At 36.5% G+C, this 21,324-nt stretch carries 21 protein-coding genes; 5 read left to right on the plus strand and 16 right to left on the minus strand.

The window, feature by feature from the left end; translation table 11 throughout:
- Positions 1–133 precede the first annotated feature (133 nt).
- From adk to putP, 11 genes are all read right to left on the minus strand, one after another.
- Positions 134–778, minus strand: a complete 645-nt coding sequence (gene adk, locus A9G22_RS05600; RefSeq protein ID WP_075508500.1) for an adenylate kinase — start codon at positions 776–778, stop codon at positions 134–136.
- 38 nt (positions 779–816) lie between these two features.
- A complete protein-coding gene (locus A9G22_RS11820; RefSeq protein WP_082264511.1) occupies positions 817–1,068 on the minus strand; it encodes a YfgJ family double zinc ribbon protein in 252 nt (83 codons plus the stop codon).
- 3 nt (positions 1,069–1,071) lie between these two features.
- Positions 1,072–2,538 (minus strand): ribosome biogenesis GTPase Der, encoded by a 1,467-nt coding sequence (gene der, locus A9G22_RS05605; protein WP_075508501.1) that lies wholly within the window; start codon positions 2,536–2,538, stop codon positions 1,072–1,074.
- Positions 2,539–2,556: 18 nt separating this feature from the next.
- The gene (gene bamB / locus A9G22_RS05610; RefSeq protein ID WP_075508502.1) at positions 2,557–3,729 is read right to left on the minus strand and encodes an outer membrane protein assembly factor BamB; all 1,173 of its coding nucleotides are present in this window, start codon (positions 3,727–3,729) and stop codon (positions 2,557–2,559) included.
- 26 nt (positions 3,730–3,755) lie between these two features.
- The gene (locus tag A9G22_RS05615) at positions 3,756–4,481 is read right to left on the minus strand and encodes a YfgM family protein (RefSeq protein ID WP_065586647.1); all 726 of its coding nucleotides are present in this window, start codon (positions 4,479–4,481) and stop codon (positions 3,756–3,758) included.
- Between the two features lie 18 nt (positions 4,482–4,499).
- Positions 4,500–5,777: a histidine--tRNA ligase gene (hisS, locus tag A9G22_RS05620; RefSeq protein WP_065586648.1), complete on the minus strand. Its 1,278-nt coding sequence runs from the start codon at positions 5,775–5,777 to the stop codon at positions 4,500–4,502.
- Positions 5,778–5,801: 24 nt separating this feature from the next.
- Positions 5,802–6,911, minus strand: a complete 1,110-nt coding sequence (gene ispG, locus A9G22_RS05625) for a flavodoxin-dependent (E)-4-hydroxy-3-methylbut-2-enyl-diphosphate synthase (protein WP_065586649.1) — start codon at positions 6,909–6,911, stop codon at positions 5,802–5,804.
- Positions 6,912–6,996: 85 nt separating this feature from the next.
- Complete coding sequence (locus tag A9G22_RS05630) at positions 6,997–7,437, minus strand: helix-turn-helix domain-containing protein (protein WP_065586650.1); 441 nt, start codon at positions 7,435–7,437, stop codon at positions 6,997–6,999.
- Positions 7,438–7,497: 60 nt separating this feature from the next.
- A complete protein-coding gene (gene pdxY / locus A9G22_RS05635; RefSeq protein WP_065586651.1) occupies positions 7,498–8,364 on the minus strand; it encodes a pyridoxal kinase PdxY in 867 nt (288 codons plus the stop codon).
- Positions 8,365–8,368: 4 nt separating this feature from the next.
- Complete coding sequence (gene tyrS / locus A9G22_RS05640; RefSeq protein ID WP_218058750.1) at positions 8,369–9,640, minus strand: tyrosine--tRNA ligase; 1,272 nt, start codon at positions 9,638–9,640, stop codon at positions 8,369–8,371.
- 51 nt (positions 9,641–9,691) lie between these two features.
- The gene (gene putP, locus A9G22_RS05645) at positions 9,692–11,179 is read right to left on the minus strand and encodes a sodium/proline symporter PutP (RefSeq protein WP_176700237.1); all 1,488 of its coding nucleotides are present in this window, start codon (positions 11,177–11,179) and stop codon (positions 9,692–9,694) included.
- Positions 11,180–11,447: 268 nt separating this feature from the next.
- Here putP and nth point away from each other — a divergent pair, with 268 nt between their 5' ends.
- Entirely contained in the window at positions 11,448–12,086 is a 639-nt protein-coding gene (gene nth, locus A9G22_RS05650; protein WP_065586653.1) for an endonuclease III, read from the plus strand.
- Between the two features lie 6 nt (positions 12,087–12,092).
- On the plus strand, positions 12,093–12,635 hold the full coding sequence (gene smrB / locus A9G22_RS05655) for an endonuclease SmrB (protein ID WP_065586654.1): 543 nt from the start codon (positions 12,093–12,095) through the stop codon (positions 12,633–12,635).
- Positions 12,636–12,985: 350 nt separating this feature from the next.
- Here the strand turns inward: smrB and cgtA are convergent, their stop codons facing one another.
- The 4 genes from cgtA to rplU form a co-directional block, all read right to left on the minus strand.
- Complete coding sequence (cgtA, locus tag A9G22_RS05660) at positions 12,986–14,158, minus strand: Obg family GTPase CgtA (protein ID WP_065586655.1); 1,173 nt, start codon at positions 14,156–14,158, stop codon at positions 12,986–12,988.
- Positions 14,158–15,123: a DMT family transporter gene (locus tag A9G22_RS05665; protein ID WP_065586656.1), complete on the minus strand. Its 966-nt coding sequence runs from the start codon at positions 15,121–15,123 to the stop codon at positions 14,158–14,160. Before A9G22_RS05665 ends, cgtA begins: the two co-directional genes overlap by 1 nt.
- Positions 15,124–15,211: 88 nt before the next feature.
- Positions 15,212–15,472, minus strand: coding sequence for a 50S ribosomal protein L27 (gene rpmA, locus A9G22_RS05670; protein ID WP_034915250.1), 261 nt, complete (start codon positions 15,470–15,472; stop codon positions 15,212–15,214).
- 15 nt (positions 15,473–15,487) lie between these two features.
- Positions 15,488–15,796, minus strand: a complete 309-nt coding sequence (gene rplU, locus A9G22_RS05675) for a 50S ribosomal protein L21 (RefSeq protein WP_065586657.1) — start codon at positions 15,794–15,796, stop codon at positions 15,488–15,490.
- A 231-nt stretch (positions 15,797–16,027) separates the two neighbouring features.
- Here rplU and narX point away from each other — a divergent pair, with 231 nt between their 5' ends.
- From narX to A9G22_RS05690, 3 genes are all read left to right on the plus strand, one after another.
- Complete coding sequence (narX, locus tag A9G22_RS05680) at positions 16,028–17,836, plus strand: nitrate/nitrite two-component system sensor histidine kinase NarX (protein WP_075508503.1); 1,809 nt, start codon at positions 16,028–16,030, stop codon at positions 17,834–17,836.
- A 3-nt stretch (positions 17,837–17,839) separates the two neighbouring features.
- Positions 17,840–18,493 carry a two-component system response regulator NarL gene (gene narL / locus A9G22_RS05685; protein WP_065586659.1) on the plus strand — a complete coding sequence of 218 codons (654 nt, stop codon included), beginning with the start codon at positions 17,840–17,842 and terminating at the stop codon, positions 18,491–18,493.
- 189 nt (positions 18,494–18,682) lie between these two features.
- On the plus strand, positions 18,683–19,705 hold the full coding sequence (locus A9G22_RS05690; protein ID WP_065586660.1) for a DUF4272 domain-containing protein: 1,023 nt from the start codon (positions 18,683–18,685) through the stop codon (positions 19,703–19,705).
- Between the two features lie 150 nt (positions 19,706–19,855).
- Here A9G22_RS05690 and cysG read toward each other — a convergent pair whose 3' ends face one another.
- Positions 19,856–21,229, minus strand: coding sequence for a siroheme synthase CysG (gene cysG / locus A9G22_RS05695; RefSeq protein WP_065586661.1), 1,374 nt, complete (start codon positions 21,227–21,229; stop codon positions 19,856–19,858).
- Positions 21,230–21,324 lie beyond the last annotated feature (95 nt).

Here is a 21,324-nt window from a genome sequence, read left to right on the forward strand (position 1 = left end):
CAGTGACTTTTCTGAGAATTTTTTAGGTCATGTTTATAATGGCTCTGTTTTTAGTTCATTGCTGTATGAGGGCGAGATTAATCTGTTGGAAATAAAAAAAGCGCAAGAAATTGCGCTTCTGATAAAGAATAAATTATCCTAAAATTTTAGCTAATTCTTTTGTTACTTCAGCTACAGGCTGTGTTCCATCAACACGGAAATACTGTGTGTGTCCTTCTTTTGCTTCATGTTGATAATAATTAATGAGTGGTTTAGTCAAATCATGATATTCAACAAGACGTTTACGAACGATTTCTTCATTATCATCTTTGCGAATAGTGAGGGGCTCCCCAGTCACATCATCCACATTTTCAACTTTCGGTGGATTATGACGAACATGATAAACACGACCTGAAGCAGCATGAATACGGCGCCCACTCATACGATCAATAATGACAGCGTCTGGTACATCGAATTCAAGCACATAATCAACTTTAATACCGGCCGCTTTCATAGCATCAGCCTGAGGAACAGTTCGAGGAAAACCATCTAATAAAAAGCCATTAGCACAATCGCTTTGCGCAATACGCTCTTTCACTAATGCAATAACAAGTTCATCAGTAACCAATTTACCTGCATCCATTAATTCTTTTGCTTGCAAACCAAGCGCTGTACCTGCTTTTACTGCTGCACGCAACATATCACCAGTTGAAATTTGGGGAATTTCATATTTTTGCATAATAAATTGTGCTTGGGTTCCCTTTCCTGCTCCTGGTGCGCCTAATAAAATAACTCGCATAAAATAACCTCTTATGGCTTTAATATAGATAATATCTTCTATTCTGGTAAATAATGAAATATCACCTTACTGCTGGAGATTAAACCATCAGTTGGGCAAATATAGTTCACCGACCCGCAACCCTTAATCATCTGCGCTTTTTGCAGACAAGTTGGGCAAATATATTGTTCAAAATAATGTTGCTTGCAATGAAGACAATTAAAATGTTGAGGCGAAACAACACTCATTTTATGATGACACTTTGGGCAAAGACCTTCTTGTCCACCATCACCCCGCTTTTTTTGAGACATAAATTATTTTCGACCTCTAACATGTTTCATCAATCGACGACGTTTGCGTTGCTGTGATGCGGTTAAACTATTTTTTCTCCCTTCAAATGGGTTTGCTCCTTCTTTAAACTGAATTCGAATTGGTGAGCCCATAATTTTTAGTGAGCGTCTAAAATAGTTCATTAAATAGCGTTTATAAGAATCAGGTAGATCTTCTACTTGATTACCGTGAATCACAACAATTGGTGGATTGTAGCCACCCGCGTGCGCATATTTTAATTTAACGCGGCGTCCTCGCACCAAAGGTGGCTGATGATCGTCTTGTGCCATTTGCATAATCTTAGTCAATAAGGCGGTGTTGACACGGCGCGTTGCGCAATCATATGCTTCTTGTATTGAATCAAATAAGTTACCAACTCCACTACCATGCAAAGCAGAAATAAAGTGAACACGAGCAAAATCAATAAAATCTAATCTATCATCTAGTGTTGTTTTCACTTGCTCTTTGATATCTTGTGACAAGCCATCCCATTTATTAACAGCTATAACAAGTGAGCGCCCACTATTAATAATAAAACCCAGTAATGATAAGTCTTGATCGGATATACCTTCACGGGCATCTATAACTAAAATGGCAACATTAGCATCTTCAATGGCTTGTAAGGTTTTAATGACAGAAAATTTTTCAACAGTTTCGGTGACTTTGCCACGTTTACGTACACCCGCAGTATCAATCAAGATATACTCACGTTCATCGCGTGTCATTGGTATATAGATGCTATCACGCGTAGTGCCTGGCATATCATATACAACGACTCGTTCCTCACCTAAAATTCGATTAGTTAGTGTTGACTTACCTACATTTGGTCGCCCCACAATAGCCACTTTGATGGGTTGATTAATAAGAGATTCTGTTTCATCGACAAAATCATCGCAAGATTCAGTTAAGTTCTCAACTTGTTCTTTATTCTCAAAATCACTTTCTTCGTTATTATCAAACTGAAAAATAGGATCTAATACCGTTTCAATTAACGAGCTCACGCCTCGACCATGGCTAGCTGCGATTGGATGAATTTCGCCCAATCCTAAGCCATAAAAATCAGAAATTGCAGTATCCGCATCAATACCATCAACTTTATTAGCCACTAAAAAAGTGGCTTTTTGACGAGAGCGTAAATGCTTAGCAATAGCATGATCGGCAGGCATGGCGCCGGCTCTGGCATCAACCAAGAAAAGAACAATATCCGCTTCTTCTATGGCTTGCAGGGATTGCTCAGCCATAAAGCTTTCAACCCCATCTTCTGTTCCATCAATACCGCCAGTATCAATCAAGATATATTCTTGGCCCTTAATTTCTGCTCGTCCATATTTGCGATCACGAGTTAATCCAGGAAAGTCAGCCACTAAGGCATCTCGGGTTCGCGTTAACCGATTAAATAAAGTCGACTTTCCAACATTTGGACGACCAACAAGTGCTACAACAGGTACCATGATTTTTCTCTAAATTACTTAATTCATTGTAAAAGCGTAAATATCACCATTTTTGACTTGAACGATTAATTTATTGTCCACAACTAATGGTTTAGATATTAATCCACTACTGCTCACTTGTGTTTTAGCTGCAAGTTCACCATTTTCAGCATTTAGCCAATATAGGTAACCTTCAAAATCACCAAACACAATATAATTCTGGTAGATGACCGGATCAGTTAACTGGCGATGTATAAAGTTTGATTGACTCCACAGTTCACCACCACCGTTCTTATCAATAGCTTGAATCTTATCGTTTTGGTCAATAACAAATAACCGATTAGTATCAACCGCAAAGTTATGAATAGAACCAAGCTCTTTTCGCCAAACAGTCTGACCATTACTTAAATCAAGTGCAACTAAACTACCATTATAACCAGAGGAATAAACTAAATTGCCTTCAACTACGGGAGTAGAATCAACATCATTGAGTTTTGCAATTTCATTAGAGCCTGATGGCTGTGAAATACGTTGCTGCCAAATTAATTGGCCGTCATTAATAAAGTAAGCATTTACTCGACCATTATCATCGCCAACAATAGCTGCACCATGAGCGATAGTCGGTGTAGAGTTGCCTCTTAGCGACAGTGCGGGAACGTCGAAAGAAACATCCCACAAATAATCACCTGTATCACGATTAAGACCTTGAAGAATGCCATTTGCAGTATGAATTATCAATTTGTCTTCAGAAGGTACTGGGCGTGCGAGCACTTCACCTTTTACTACTTTTTCCCACACCACGTTACCATCGCGACGATCTAACGCATACACAACAGCCCGCTCACTACCTACGTACACATATTTATCATCGACACTCACGCCACCAGAAAATAGTGCAGTCTTAGTGCTAAAAAGCGTACTTTTAGATAAATTTACATTCCATATAGTATTACCGCTTGCTAAATCAATTGCTTTAACTTGACCACTACGACTTGCTACGTAAATAACATTATCATAATTAATCGGACCTAATAATGAATAAATATGAGTATTACCAGCAGTACTATTTTTCCACACTTGTTGAATCGGGAATTTATTGTTTACTGTTGGTGACGGTGAAATTTGTACAATTTCTTCTTCCCCACCGAATAAAGAGCACCCAGCAAGTGAAAACACAAAAACACCAGTAAAAAGATATTTTGATAACCTCATTGTATAGCCCCTTATTACAGGATAAATTAATTTTTACTTTCTTCAGATGCAGCTTTTTTTGCCTGAGCTTCTTGCTCTGCCTTTTCTCTAGCTGCTTGAGCTTCTTGTTCAGCTTGTTGCTTTGCGTTTAAATATTCAGTTTGGTTCAACTTCATTTTAATGCTTTCTTCTAAATCTTTGGTTGGAGAAAAAGTTAAAGCAACGTTATAGGCACCCACTGCATCAGCATAGCGAGTCATTTTTACTAACACATCACCACGGAGATCGTTAATGACAGCACCCCAACTTTCACTGGTTACATTGCCTAGCGATGTTAAGCTTTCTTGATATAGCCCTTGTTGATACTGTAAGCGCGCTATACGAATATTGGTAATCGCTTTAACCGGTTCTGAATCAGTTTGCTTTAATGCATTAACCAATAATGCTTGCGCACCAGGATAATCTTTTAATACTTCAATATAAAATTTTGCAGCACGCAAATTAGCAAACACACTATAAATAGTATCGTTGTCTTTAGCAAAAGAGACTAATTCATTAACAGAATCTGGTTGATTATCATCTAATTGAGCAATTAACTGTTCATACTTATCTGATGATTCAATCGCTTTTTCAGCCTTATATGATTGCCAATAACGCCAGCCATAAAAGGCCAATAATCCGATTACAAGAACCGCAACCATAATTTTCCAAGTATTAGCAAAAAAGCCTTTTATATCTTCAAGTTGTTCTTCACTCGATAACTGATGACTCACGTTTTTCTCCTATTTCTTTTACTTAATCGACAAGCAAGTTTGAACAGCGTCTTTTTGTGCAACTTCTACTTGTTCGCCTGTTTGTAAATTTTTAATCATTACTGACTGATTAGCTAATTCATTTTCACCAATAATAACAGCTATTTTAGCACCTAATTTATCTGCCTTGGTAAATTGTTTCTTAAAATTACTACTACCATAATTTGTCATAATTCGCCAATCAGGTAAGCCATCGCGCAATTGCTCTGCAACATCTTGTGCAGCTGCAATTGTCTTTTCATCACCAGATGAGATCATATAAATATCAATCGAATTATCGTGATTGAATGATGGATTAACCGCTTGAACTAATAACACTAAACGTTCAACACCCATTGCAAAACCCACTGCTGGTGTTGGTTGCCCACCAAGTTGGCTCACAAGACCATTATAACGACCACCACCACAAACAGTGCCTTGTGCACCTAAACTGCTAGTTACCCATTCAAAAACTGTACGATTATAATAATCTAATCCACGAACTAATCTTTGATTAATATTATATTTTATTCCGGCATTATCCAATAATCGACACAAGCCTTCAAAGTGGGCTTTGGACTCTTCATCTAAATAATCAAACAATTTTGGCGCTTGGTTGAGTAACTCTTGCACAACTGGATTCTTTGAATCAAGTACACGCAATGGATTAGTATACATTCTACGTAAACAGTCTTCATCCAATTTATCTTTATGTTGTTCAAGAAAGGCAACTAACGCATTTCGATAATTGGCTCTAGCCTCAAGAGAACCAATTGAATTAAGCTCAAGAGAGGTATGCTGTTCAATACCCAAAGCTTTCCAAAAACGAGCCGTTAATAAAATAAGTTCAGCGTCAATATTGGGCCCTTCAAGGCCAAATACTTCAACCCCAAATTGATGAAATTGACGATAGCGTCCTTTTTGTGGTTTTTCGTAACGAAAAGCCGGTCCTAAATACCAAAGGCGTTGTTCTTGATTATAAAAAAGGCCGTGTTCAATGCCAGCCCGAACACAACCTGCGGTAATCTCTGGACGTAAGGTAATACTTTCATCATTACGGTCATTGAATGTGTACATCTCTTTTTCAACAATATCGGTCACTTCACCGACAGCCCGCTTAAATAACGCAGTATCTTCAACAATGGGTGTTCTAATTTCGTTATAGCCATAACTGTTCAATACACCTTTAACGATTTTTTCAATATGTTGCCAACTTGCACTATCTGTTGGGAGTAAATCGTTCATCCCTCGTATAGATTGAATCTTTTTCTCTGTCATTTATTTATTCGCTATCTAATCAAATTATAATTCAGTTGCTGCAATTCGGTTTTTCAATATTAATGCTTTCGCACGAATTTTAGCTTCTAATTCATCAATCATTTGTTCATTATCAATACGGCCAATACGCACACCATCTTCATAAAAACCACTTTTATTATGACCGCCAGCAACCCCCATGGTTGAAGCTAACGCTTCGCCCGGACCGTTAACCACACAACCAATAATTGACACATCCATTGGTGTAATAATATCTTCTAATCGCTGCTCTAATGCATTGACTGTATTAATCACATCAAACTCTTGGCGCGAACAGGTTGGACACGCAATAAAATTAATACCACGAGACCGTATACGCAGCGATTTTAAGATATCAAAACCAACTTTAACTTCTTCTGTAGGATCAGCAGCTAGGGATACTCGGAGTGTATCGCCAATCCCTTCTGATAGCAATAATCCTAATCCAATAGCCGATTTAATCGCACCGCTACGAACACCGCCTGCCTCAGTTATACCCAAGTGTAATGGCTGCTTAATTTGTTTAGCTAACAATCGATAAGCGTCAACTGCAGTAAACACATCAGATGCTTTTACACTAACTTTAAACTGATCAAAATTAAGCCTGTCAAGTATATCAACATGACGCATTGCTGATTCAACAATCGCTTTTGGAGTGGGCTCGCCATATTTTTCTTGAATATCTTTTTCAAGCGATCCCGAATTCACCCCAATACGTATTGGGATGTTTTTATCTTTCGCACAATCGACAACGGCACGAATTCTTGACTCATTACCTATATTACCGGGATTAATTCTTAAACAATCAACGCCATATTCTGCAACTTTTAAAGCTATACGATAATCAAAATGAATATCAGCAATGAGCGGAACTTTTGTTGCCTGTTTAATAAATTTAAACGCTTCGGCTGCATCCATCGTAGGAATGGAAACACGTACAATATCTACACCAACACGTTCAAGCGCTTGAATTTGAGCTACCGTTTTTTCTACATCAGTGGTACGAGTATTTGTCATTGATTGAACTGCTATTGGCGCACCGTCACCAATAGGAACATTGCCGACATAAATTCGGGTAGATTCTCGTCTAAATATTGGTGAATCTTGATGACTCATACATGTTTAACCATATTACAAAATAACTAGCCAGCAATCTTAACAAGATTTAAGACAAATGTCTGTATGAGAATAAGAAAATTTGCTAACTATTAACATGCTTAGAGGGAGATGGAGAAATATAATGACTTACTTCAATAAGATTACTTTTATTATCTTTATTAACATAATATAAACTGATACCACACGCACAAAGCAGAATAAATATACCGATAAAGATAAAAGGAGCCTTTCCTTGTTTTTTCGTTATAAACATTTGCGTTTGGATTTTCTTTTGTTGAGTCTTATATTGTTTAATTAATTCATCGAGATAAGGTTGATACTGTTCAACTGACAAACCGACAATTTCAGCATAAGAACGAATATAACCTTTTATGAAAACAGGAGGGGAATAAGGCAACTGGTCATTTTCGATATCTACAATCACTGCCTTTCGCACATGTATTTTATTGGCAATATCATCTTGAGTTAATCCCATTTGTTCTCGTAAATCAGCGAGCATCACTCCTAATGAAATATCGTCCATTATCCCCTCATAAATTTAATACTAACTGTTAGCTAATTCCATTTTTACATATTTTTATAATTAATCAATTCTTTTTGCATTAAACCATTGTGTTGGTTTTTCGATTTCATTTTGGGCTGCAACTAATTGTAATTCATATTCATCTTGTTTTAAGGTTTCAAGCATAACCGCATACACCGCTGAGGTAGTATGTTCTAAGGCTTCAACCAATGATTTTCCAAGTAAAATATTCGCTAAAAATAGTCCGCTTGTCATATCGCCAACACCAACCGGCTGTCTTACACCGAAATCAACTAATGGGCGATCAATATGCCATGCATCATCTTTAGTCACAAGTAACATTTCAAAACGATCATTTTTATACCCAGCACGGCTTAAATGTTTAACCAAGATGGCTTTAGGTCCTTTTTTACACAACTCTCGACAAACTAAAATGGCTTCATCAACGTTATGAATACGCTGTTTACCATTTAGCTCTTCAAGCTCCAAAATATTTGGTGCTATCATATCTGCCATTGGCAATGCTGTATTACATAAAAACTCTGATACGCCTGATGCAACAAAGCAACCTTTTTCTGGATGACCCATTACAGGATCGCAAAGATAAATCGCATTAGGGTTAACTGCTTTTACTTTTTTTACAATCTCTATAATGGCATTGCCTTGCTCTGGTGATCCCATATATCCACTTAATACCGCATCACAACGCTTCAATTCATCAATTTCATTAATTCCATCAGCAATCTCGGTTAAATGAGATGCAGACATTATCGTTCCAGTCCATTGACGATATTGAGTATGATTAGAAAATTGTACGGTGTTTAAAGGCCAAACATTTACCCCTAATCGACGCATAGGAAATACAGCAGCACTATTTCCTGCATGACCAAATACAACATGTGACTGAATCGATAAAATATTTTTCATGAATTTAGCTCCAAATTAACAAGCAATAATATTTTTTACCACGACGAAGTAAAGTATAACGATTAAAAAGCTTATCACTATCTGCAAAATGGTAATCTATTGTTGTATTACGTTCCCCATTAATTGAAATGGCATTAGATTCAATCATCGTTCTTGCTTGCCCTCTTGATGGAGCAAACTCCGCATTAACGATTGCTTGTTGTAAATCAATATCACCCTCAGCGGCTAATGTTGGCATACCATCTTGAGCTAATTGTTCAAAGTCAGTTTCAGACAAATCAGTTAATTTGCCAGAGAATAGGCTTTCAGTAATGCGTTTTGCCGCTATAAGCCCTTCTTCACCATGAACTAAGCGAGTAACTTGTTCCGCAAGTACATATTGAGCACGAGGCGCAACACCACTGTTTTTATCTTCTTCTTCCAATGCATCAATTTCATTTAACGGCATAAATGTGAAGAACTTTAAGAATCGATAAACATCAGCATCTGCAGTGTTAATCCAGAACTGATAGAATTTATACGGGCTTGTCTTTTTCGGATCTAACCATACCGCACCACTTTCAGTTTTACCAAACTTAGTACCATCTGATTTAGTAATTAAAGGCACAGTCAAACCATAAACTTGTTTTTGATGTAAGCGACGTGTTAAATCAATACCTGCAGTAATGTTACCCCATTGATCAGAGCCACCAATTTGTAAAACAACATCATGCGATTTATTCAAACAAGCAAAATCATAAGATTGCAATAAGCTATAAGAAAATTCGGTAAACGAAATACCCACCTCATCACGATCGATACGTTGCTTAACTGACTCTTTGTTAATCATCGCATTTACTGAAAAATACTTACCAACATCACGTAAAAATGTCAGCACATTCATGCGACTAAACCAGTCGTAGTTATTAGCCACAATTGCCGAATTTTCACCACAATTAAAATCTAAAAATGGAGAGACCTGTTGTTTAATTTTTTCACTCCACTCAACAACTGTCTCCTCAGTATTAAGTTTACGCTCTACCGCCTTAAAACTCGGATCACCAATTAATCCGGTCGCCCCACCAACTAAAGCCACAGGTTTATGTCCAGCTAATTGAAAGCGTTTTAAACAAAGTAAGGGGACTAAATGACCGAGATGCAAACTATCGGCTGTTGGATCAAAACCACAATAAAGCGCAATAGGATTTTTTTCAATTTGTTCTATTAGTGCTTTTTCATCGGTAAGCTGAGCAATCAGTCCACGTTCTTGTAGTTGTTTGATCACATTTTTTGTCATGATATTTTACCTATTAAATTTATTACATTTATATTCTAGTTTAAATAAAATTTATTTTGTTTTGTTATGATAACGTTTATACGCTTGTTCAAAATGATCTGCCACTATTTCATTTGGCTTTTTATCAAAATAACTAAAAACAACAATAGCTATAGAAGCAAATAAAAATCCAGGAATAAGCGAATAAAGATTAAACCAATTGAAATTAATCCATAACAACACAGTTATTGTACCCGTTATCATTCCAGCTAGTGCACCATTACGCGTCATACGTGACCAAAAAACAGAAAATATGATTATAGGACCAAACGCCGCACCAAATCCAGCCCAAGCATGGCTCACTAAATCAAGTACGCTATTATTTGGATTAATAGCTAATAAAATCGCAATAACTGAAACTAGTAACACCATTACTCTACCAACCCATACCAACTCTTGTTGCTTCGCCTTTGGTCTAAAGAAGGCTCGGTAAAAATCTTCTGTTATAGCGCTTGAGCAAACTAATAGCTGGCAACTTAATGTGCTCATTACTGCAGCTAAAATAGCGGCCAACAGGATGCCTGCAATCCAAGGATTAAACAGTAATTTTGACAGTTCAATAAAAATACGTTCATGTTTACCATTGTCAATCAAATAAGCTAAATCGGGATGATGAGCAAAAAAGGCAATACCAAAAAAGCCAACCGTAATGGCTCCGACTAAACATAAAATCATCCAAGTCATACTAATTCGACGCGCATTTTTCATTACTTCGTGTGAATCAGCAGCCATAAATCTGGCTAAAATATGTGGTTGCCCAAAATACCCAAGCCCCCAGCCTAATAATGAAATTATGGCGATAAAATCCATGTGAGCAAATAAATTGGTATAATCAGGATTGAGCGATTCAATATATGCCAATGCATCAGAAAGCCCACCAGCATTCACTATAACCATGATTGGGGTTAGAATAAGTGCAAACATCATTAAGCTGGCTTGAATAGTATCAGTCCAACTTACAGCTAAAAAACCACCAATAAACGTATAGATAATTGTTGCACCGGCACCTGCTAACATTGCCCAGCCATAACTCATACCAAATGTACTTTCGAATAATTTTGCGCCAGCAACCACACCGGAAGCACAATAAATAGTAAAAAAGATAAGAATAATCACCGCAGAAATGATGCGAAGTAAAGAACTTTTATCATCAAATCGACGAGCAAAATAATCGGGTAAAGTTAATGAATTATGATTGATTTCCGTAAAAACACGTAATCGTCCAGCGATCAGTAACCAATTCAAATAGGCGCCAATAATCAATCCAATTGCAGTCCAACTTTGAGAAATACCAAACAAATAAACCGCACCAGGTAGCCCCATTAACAACCAACCACTCATATCTGAAGCGCCAGCTGAAAGTGCTGTCACAACACTACCAATACGGCGCCCACCTAAAATATAATCACCAAAATTCTGTGTTGATCGAAACGCAAAATAGCCAATCATAATCATGCCTAAAATGTATATAGTAAAGGTGACAATCATTGGTAAGGACATATTTTTAAAAAACCTTGTTTGATAAAATTAAAAAATAGTTGGCTAGCTTATCATAAAATCACCATGCTAAAAAGCCAGTGATTATGAATGTGAATACTCAAATAACTAAAACCTACACAACGTTTAAAATAAATGTATCTTGCAATTGGTAATCAGTACTCGATACATTTCATTGTTTAAATCTATATAAAAACTAAATGTGAGCTACAGATAAATAGTAAATAAAAGTATATAATATGCCCCTCACTATTTTTAATATAATTATTTTGTGAAACAATCAACCCGAATCCAAATTTTAGAAAGATTAAAGGATCATATTAAAGATCCAACAACAGAACTAGTTTATCAGACACCCTTTGAACTACTAATCGCAGTAGTGCTTTCAGCACAAGCGACTGATGTTAGTGTAAACAAAGCCACTAAACCACTATTTACTGTTGCAAATACTGCCGAGCAAATTTTAGCTCTTGGTGTTGATAAACTAAAAAGCTATATTCGTACCATTGGGCTTTATAATAGTAAAGCTGAAAACATTATAAAAACATGTCAAATTTTAGTTGATAAATATCAAGGCGAAGTACCAGAAAATTTTGATTCACTTATTGAGTTACCCGGTGTGGGTCGTAAAACAGCCAATGTTGTGTTAAATACGGCGTTTGGTTGGCCGACCATTGCTGTTGATACACATATTTTTAGAGTAAGTAACCGTACAGGTTTTGCACCTGGTAAAACTGTCGAAGCAGTTGAAGAAAAATTGCTGAAAGTCGTACCGAAAGAATATAAAATAAATTGTCACCATTGGCTAATATTACACGGTCGTTATACCTGCATTGCCAGAAAGCCTAGATGCGGTTCTTGTGTTATAGAAGATTTGTGTGAATTTAAAGAAAAAGTTTACCCAGAGTGAAAATTAATGCCAAATAAATTTAATTTAGACCAAGATGACATAAACTTGTTTAAAAATAGTATTGGTAACACCAAAAAGTTAAAACAAGATACTGTTATTCATAAACCGATAAAACGCTCAAAAAAAATAATGGAAACACAAAAACTACAACATGATAAAACGCATGCTGAGTTTTATTTTTCTGATAATTATCAACCTCTATTGCAACAAGATCCTATCAGATATAGTCGAGAAAATGCCGATCCTTATGAAGTAAAAAAATTACGCCGTGGATTTTATGAACCAGAATTCTTTTTGGATTTACATGGGCTCACTCAGCAAGAGGCTAAAAAAGAGATTGCAGCCCTTATCGCCGCGTGTTTACGTGAAAGAGCCCATTGCGCATGTATCATGTATGGACATGGAAAGAATATTTTAAAAAAACAGACGCCTATGTGGCTTGCACAACACCCTCGCATTATTTGTTTTCACCAAGCACCAAAAGAGTTTGGTGGCAGCGCAGCATTACTCATTTTATTTGACATCAACAATGAATTAGCAAATAACTAGTACTTGAAAATTAAAATAGCTGTGAATCACCCAAAAATAAAAAAGCCAGCTTAGCGATGCTAGTCTGGCAAACATTGGAAGCAATGTGAGCAATGTCATACTTTTTAGAAGCCTTTCGAGCTCTAACAAAGCACAAATTAATGATAATGATTATCATTACTGAAAGCAAGCATTTTTTGACTCCTTTAAATTAAACACAAATAAATGCCTGAATCGCCTATTTCATAATAAGTTAGTTTATATTTAACTTTTTGAAAAATAAAAATAAGCAGAAGCTTTCACTTCTGCTTTTATAAAACGATTGTACGCAACATCTAATTTAGGTGAAATAAAAGGGAGTATAATACTCATTATTTTTGATAAATAAACTCTACGCCCTCTTCATCACTTTCATCCCAATCATCAAAATCATCGTCATCATCGTCATCATCAAAAGCTTCATTCATTGCTTGTTGATGATAATCATCCCACATAAATTCAACTTTTTCGGGTGATGATTCTTGTTCAGCTTCACGTGGATGAGCATTAATATATTCCATTAAATCCCAGCATAACGCTTTTACACCTTCTTGATTAATGGCAGAAATAACATAATATTTATCCTGCCAGTCAATCGCCTTAGCAATTTCAGCCGCACGTTTAGCACTCTCCTCTGGCCCTAATACATCCATTTTATTAAATACTAACCAACGAGGTTTATTCGCTAATTTTTCGCTGTATTGTTGAACTTCTTGAATGATTACTTTAGCATTTTCTATCGGATCTGATTCATCTACTGGTGCCATATCGATTAAATGGACTAAAACACGGCAACGCTCAAGGTGTTTTAAGAAACGAATACCCAGTCCTGCACCATCTGACGCGCCCTCTATCAAACCGGGGATATCAGCAACAACAAAACTTTGTTCATTATCCATTCTAACAACACCTAAACTCGGTACTAAAGTCGTAAATGGGTAATCGGCAACTTTCGGCTTAGCTGCTGAAACAGCTCGAATAAATGTTGACTTACCTGCATTAGGCAAGCCTAGCATCCCAACATCAGCAAGCAATAATAGCTCTAATAATACATCACGTTTTTCACCTGGAGTACCATCGGTTTTCTGTCTTGGTGCACGATTGACTGATGATTTAAAACGCGTATTCCCAAGCCCATGAAAACCACCTTTGGCAACCAATACTTTTTGCTGGTGATGCGTTAAGTCACCTATAATTTCGCCTGTATATTTATCTGTGATGCGTGTTCCCACGGGCACTTTAACAGTAATATCTCGACCACGTTTCCCCGTACAATCAGAACCTTGTCCATTTTGACCGCGCTCTGCGCGATAATTTTTTTCAAACTGGAAATCAACAAGTGTATTTAAATTCTCATCAGCAATAAAAAAGACATCACCACCATCACCACCGTCGCCACCATCAGGGCCACCTTTGGGTATATACTTTTCTCGGCGAAAACCGACACACCCATTTCCACCATCACCGGCTTCAACTCGGATTGATGCTTCATCAACAAATTTCATTATTCTTCCCCTTTATTGAAGTTAATTAGCCAGCCTCTTCTTGGATGCCAAAGATAATGCCCAATGGTTGCAAACATTGCGCCCGCAACAACAGACACGGCGCCAATATAACCTAAAATATTTAAATACTGCATAGCAAACTTTTCAGGCCAAATTAATGCAAACAAATCTGAAAAGATCAGTGCAAATAATGGTGTTAAGGTTGTTATAGCACTCACTTGTGCCGCTTGCCACCGTTCCATTGCCATCACTAACGCTCCATAAGCAATAATGGTATTTAAACCACAAAATATGATAGCAAGTAGTTGCGTTGCATCAGCATTGGCTATTTTACTTGGTGAGGTAAAAGGCAACAAAAAAACAGCACAAATAAGGTAAATTAACCAAAGTAATTGTTCTGCACGTAATTTTCGTAATAGTACTTTTTGAGCAAGTGCATAGCAAGCCCACGATACCGAAGCCAATAAGCCAAGCCAAACACCAATGCTATATGCAGACATATTAGAAAAAAGATCGACAATATTTTTATTAAAAAATAGTACAAGCCCTGTGAGCAATACTAAGATACCAATAATCTGTGTCGGTCTTAATCGCTCTTTAAAAATAAAAGCACTTGATATCATAAATATCACAATGCCAGTTTGTCCAACTACCTGAGCTGTTGTGGCAGAAAGGTACTGAACAGCACTTGCAAATAATGCAAAATTACCCAACAATCCAAAGCCAGCAATCATCAATAATATAAAGCGACGACGCTTTTTAAACATCATTAAATTAGGGAATTGCTTTTTGTAAGCCAGCCAGATGGTTATACCAAGCGCTGAAATAGCCAATCGCGACCAAGCTAAAGTCAACGGATCAATAACTACCAGCGCATATTTCATTGCAACTGGCACAATGCCCCACATCACTGCTGTTAACATGGCAAGTGCAAAACCTAATTTAACATTTTGCTGTTTTATCATATCGCCATCAATTTTATATGAATTTTAAGAAATGAAAAAAGCCCCACAATAACTGTGAGGCTTCTATAACTTTCGAACCGCTTTTAAATTAGCTATTAGCAACTACACTAACATAACGACGGTTTTTAGGGCCTTTAACTTCAAACTTTACTTGTCCATCAATTAAGGCAAATAGAGTATGATCGCGACCACAACCCACATTAGTTCCTGGGTGAAATTGAGTTCCACGTTGACGAACTAAAATATTACCAGCAAGAACTTCTTGACTACCATAACGTTTAACACCTAAACGTTTACTTTGGGAATCACGACCATTACGTGATGAACCACCAGCCTTCTTATGTGCCATTGTTCGATACTCCTATTAAGCGATTGCAGTGATCTTCACATCAGTGAACCACTGACGGTGACCTTGTTGTTTACGATAGTGTTTACGACGACGGAATTTAACAATTTTCACTTTGTCACCACGACCGTGTTCAACAATTTCTGCTTTAATTGTTGCACCTTCAACAAACGGAGCACCAACTTTGATGTCTTCACCATTTGCTACCATTAAAACTTTATCGAAAACAACTTCTGCACCTGTTTCGACTTCAATTTTTTCCAAGCGAACGACTTCTCCTTCGCTAACTCGGTGTTGCTTACCACCACTTTGGAAAACTGCGTACATACTTAACTCCGCAATAAAAAGCAGACGATTACTTGATTAAACATATATGTCTGCGTAATTAATCTTATAGGGCGTGAATTTTACGCAAAATTTATTCCTGTTGCAAGCGCTGTTTAACAAAAGATCGCAAAAAGTGACAAAAAAGATCAGCAGCATACACTTTTCAAGCTACAATAATCATAAATTACTATTTATCCGAAATAAAATTATAAAATAATATTGAGTGTTTATATGCCGAAAAGAAAAATTCGCTACAGCGCATCAATTATTAATCGTTTAACACTATTAATGTTTTTTTTAGGTACTATTGCTTTAATCGCCTTATCGTTTTCAATTCAGGTAGCCAATAATGCAAAAGGTGGGGCATATATGGTGAATCAATTAGGTTTGCTAAGAATGAAGAACTACCAACTGCTTACCATGATTCCTCTTAACAAAAAAGAGTATGACCACTTGAACATTTTTATGGGTATTACTTCATCACAGCAGCATCTCATACTTTTAAAACGCTACGGCTTAATGAATGAATTTAATCAGTTAGAAACTGATTGGCAAACTCAACTTACCATTAAAATAAAGCAAGCACAAAAAATGGATGATATAAAAAGTGACATTGAAAATTATGTTGTTCGCATTAACGATTTAGTATATAAAATTGATCAAAATACCGAGGGAAAAATTCAACATATTTCTCAAATACAACAATTATTTATTTTTATCATTGCCCTATTTCTTACCGCTCAGATCTACTATTTGCGTTACTACCTTCTTGCACCATGGACAAAACTAATTGATATGGCCGAAGCTATTTCGAACCACAATTTTAAAGCGCGTTTTAATATTAGAGCCCAAAAGAATGAATTTGATCTATTAGGGCTCGCTTTCAATAAAATGTCAACTCAGATCGAGTCACAATATTTATTGCTAGAACAACAAGTTGCGGAAAAAACCGCTAAATTACAACAAACCAATAAGATCGTTTCCTTTCAATATCAAGCTACCAAGCAGCTACATACTTCAGAACCATTATGTGAACGTTTTTTAAAAATATTACGCGAACTCGAGGAATTAGTCCCACTAACTCAATTTCAAATTCGCTTTTATGAATCAGATGATCCTAAGCATTATCAACAAATCAGTTATGATAATGAACAAAAATTATCCTATTGCCAAAATCCCACTTGCAGTGCATGTTTGATCTCACCAAAACCCGATCAAAAAAATGGTTTTCAACGTCATTGGTATCTTCAAGAGAACGACGAAAAATATGGGATATTATTTGCTTTACAGTCAGAAGAGGTCATATTAACCGATGAGCAAGAAAAATTAATTATGGGATTGATTGGGCAAATGACCACAGCAATGAAGCTAGAAAGAAAAATAGAACAACAAAAGCAATATTTATTAATGAAAGAACGCTCAGCAATGGCCAGAGAACTGCATGACTCCATCGCGCAATCACTATCTTGTTTGAAAATACACCTGAGCTGTTTACAAATGCAATCCGATTTAACTTCACAAAATAGTATTGAATTACTAGCAACTATGCGTAAAGAGGTCAATATTACTTATTCTCAACTAAGAGAGCTAATTACGTCTTTTCGTTTACGCTTAAACCAAACTGGGTTTTATGCAAACCTAATGGAATTAATTGAAGAATTTAATCAAAAATTACAATTCAACATTCAGTTTGAATACCATTTACCATTAAATATTATCAATAGTAAATATGCATTTCATTTATTACAGATTATTCGAGAAGGACTTAATAATATATACAAACATGCTAAGGCCACACATGTAATTGTAAGTTTAAAAATTGATGACAATCAAATTATCTCTGTTTGCATAAAAGACAATGGCATTGGCTTACAAAATGATATTAAACAAGAAAATCATTATGGTTTGATCATTATGCATGATAGAGTTGAATCACTAAATGGTAATTTAACAATAGATAGCACTCCCCACAAAGGGACACAAATTATGGTAGCATTTAAAACTAATAAAATCATTCCATTTAAGGCAATAGATGAGTAAAAAATGGAACAAATAAATAGCTCAATACTTCTTATTGATGATCACCCAATGTTAAGAAATGGCGTAAAACAGTTAATCAATACTGTCAACCATTTTGAAATTGTGGGTGAGACTGGCTCTGGAATAGAAGGCGTTAAACTAGCACAAGAGCTTGATCCTGATATTATTCTGCTTGATATCAATATGCAAGATGTCAATGGACTAGAAATATTACGCTATTTACGAGAAAGAAACATCGCTAGCCGTATCATTATATTTACGGTATCAGATGCGAAAGAAGATATTATCACTGCACTAAAAACCGGTGCTGACGGCTACTTATTAAAGGATATGGAGCCAGAAGACTTTTTAACATCACTAAAGGAGATTTCGGTTGGCAAGCTAATCATGAATAATGCTATTTCACATATTATCCTTAATTACATGCGTCATAACGTACAACCAACCACAAAGCAAATACATGATGTCAGTTTGTTAACACCAAGAGAAAATGAAATTTTTAATTTATTAGTCCAAGGATTATCGAATAAATTGATTGCCAAAGAGCTTGGTATCGTAGAAAGCACAGTCAAAGTACATATCAAAAGTATATTCAAAAAACTTAATTTTAAATCCCGAATGGAAATGACCGTATGGTATTTACAAAGTAAGGAATAAAATTATTCATTGAAAAATAAAAATAGATAAATCTTCATGCTTTACCTTTAATAAGTTAATCACAAAACACCAAATGGATCATGGCACTTAAAACTAGAAAGGTACAATGACCTATAATAAAATTGGAAGCAAAAATAACCGCCACTTATAACCATAAAACACACAAAATCTAAAATAGGAAAGTTTGAAATGCCAAGATTGATCAATGCTTATTCTACAGTCACTCATCCACCAGCCATTGATTTCCCTTGTGAACGTTTATATCATCGCGGATTAGATGATTCTGAATTGATGAAACACCTTGATGGTTTTATCGGTTATGTCATGCAAGCAGGAGATGGGCAGATGAATTCACGTCGTTATGCTTTGTATCGCCATATCCAACGAGTTAAACATCAATTTACCTTTGAGATTGAAGAAGATAATTTCAATGAATTTACCTCTTGGGGCTGGCAGGCAAATGCCATTATATTTATGCCAGATGGAACTATTCGAAACCCTGATGGAGATGTATTGCAATATCCTGAAGGTGATATGGATTTAGATGCAATTGTCCCTTACCCACCAGAAGCATTAAAGCGCAAATCAAAAACTGAACAGTATTTAGCAAAATTGGGTTTGCATACGCCGACACATTTACCACCAGTTATTGCCGAATCCGAAGTAATACTTAGAACGCCTGACGAGGTAGCTAAACGTACTTTAGCGATAATGTTAACAGGTATTCAAGCCGAAAGTTTTCGAGATAATGATCCGATTAATCCGATGGAATTTAAAGAACGTTGCCCAATGGGGTTTGCGGCTTTATCAAATAATGAACGTGACTTTATTTATAGCGGGCAACCAACGGAGCAAGATGTGATAGATATGTCCTGGAAATACGAAGCATTATTACCTTTACAATGGGCGGTCAATTGGCAATCAGAGCTCCCTTTTGCTGATACTTTTTGCGATGTTTCATCGTTAGTGGACGAAGGAATGCAACATAGTGAACAAGATATTTCAACGGTAACCTTAAGACCTGTTAGTGAATTATTAGATGCTTTAGATTTGCACTACCGCTTACATTGGATAACCACAGATTTTCGAATAAAAAATAAGCAACCACCCGCATCGATTATAAGTGATGTTATTCAAGAGCGCCATTATGCATTAAATTGGTTAACTTGCTTTGAAAATGCGGATTGGGATGATGTCGATACACCGACCTGATATTTTGCCGCGGGCATCATGCCCGTATTAAATTTATAGATATTTTATTCATTGGCCATTCTTTTAAAGTGGGCAACTAAATCTTTTATAAATGACGGGAAAATATAATCGCAAAATGGCGCACAACTAAAACTGACCTATCTACTCCGATTAATGTTCAGCAAACCAATTGAGCTTTTCACGTAATGCGACAACTGGTCCAATAATAATTAAACTTGGGCTACAAGCTTGCAAAGATAATTGCGCCAAATCACATAATAAACCCGATACTACTTTTTGTTTTGTCGTAGTGCCTTCTTCAACAATGGCTACCGGCGTATTTGCATTCATACCATGCTTAATTAATTGTTTTTCAATATTTTCAGCTTGCGACAATCCCATGTAAAAGACTAACGTTTGTTTTTCAGCCGCTAGGCTTTGCCAATCAAGACGACTACCATCCTTTAAATGACCGGTGATTAAACGCACACTATGGGCATAATCTCGATGCGTTAATGGGATTCCGCTATAGGCAGAGCAACCCGAAGCGGCTGTAATTCCCGGGACGACGGAAAAAGGAATATCAGCGTTAAATAATGTTTCAAGCTCTTCACCGCCACGACCAAAAATAAAGGGATCTCCGCCTTTTAGGCGTACAACACGTTTACCTTTTTGCGCTTGTTGTAAAAGAATCTGGTTTATTTGCTCTTGAGGTACACAATGAAATCCTGCGCGTTTACCAACAAATACACGCTTAGCATCTCGACGAGCAAGATTCATAATGTCATCTGAAACCAATCTATCATAGACAATAATATCTGCTTGTTGGATCTGTTGTAATCCCTTTAAAGTCAATAAACCCGCATCACCAGGCCCAGCGCCAACTAAAACCACCTCGCCACGAGCATCAAGTGATGTATCAAATAACTCATTGGTGAGTTTTTCAACATCATCAGAATCACTATTAGCAAGCGCTTGAGCTAATCTATCATGCGAAAATAGTCTTTCCCAAAAACGACGTCGTTCCGTCATTGTTTGGTAGGTTAGTTTAACTTTATCGCGTAAATAACCAGCATATTTAGCTAATTTACCTAAATGTTGGGGTAATATAGACTCTAGTTTTTCGCGCAATAATCTGGCCAAAACAGGGGCATGTCCTTCCGAAGAGACGGCAACCATAATAGGAGAACGATCAATAATCGAAGGCATAATAAAACTTGCCGCTTTAGGAGCATCAACAACATTACAAAAAATACATCGTTTTTCTGCCTCAATACTCACTTTTTGATTAGTCTCTTGGCAATCTGTGGCGGCAATGACTAGCCACTTATTATCAAGTAATTCAGCATCAAATTCCCCTTGAACTAGGGCAAGTTGTTTTTGCTCATGCCAACACATAAATTGTTCATTAAATGTTTGTGCATTAACCGTAAGGCGAGCACCTGCTTCAAGCAATAATCGAGCCTTACGTTCAGCGACTTCACCACCACCGACTAATAAGCAATCACGGTTTTCTAACTTACAAAATAGGGGGAAATAATCCATAGCACCTCAAAATAGAACACTATCCGTTTAAAAAATTTATCAACACCTAACCTTTAATAATAGAATTTTATTGCTTATTCTATTTTTAATCACCT

Source organism: Gilliamella sp. App2-1 (assembly GCF_001690255.1).
GTDB classification, from domain to species: domain Bacteria; phylum Pseudomonadota; class Gammaproteobacteria; order Enterobacterales; family Orbaceae; genus Gilliamella; species Gilliamella apicola_G.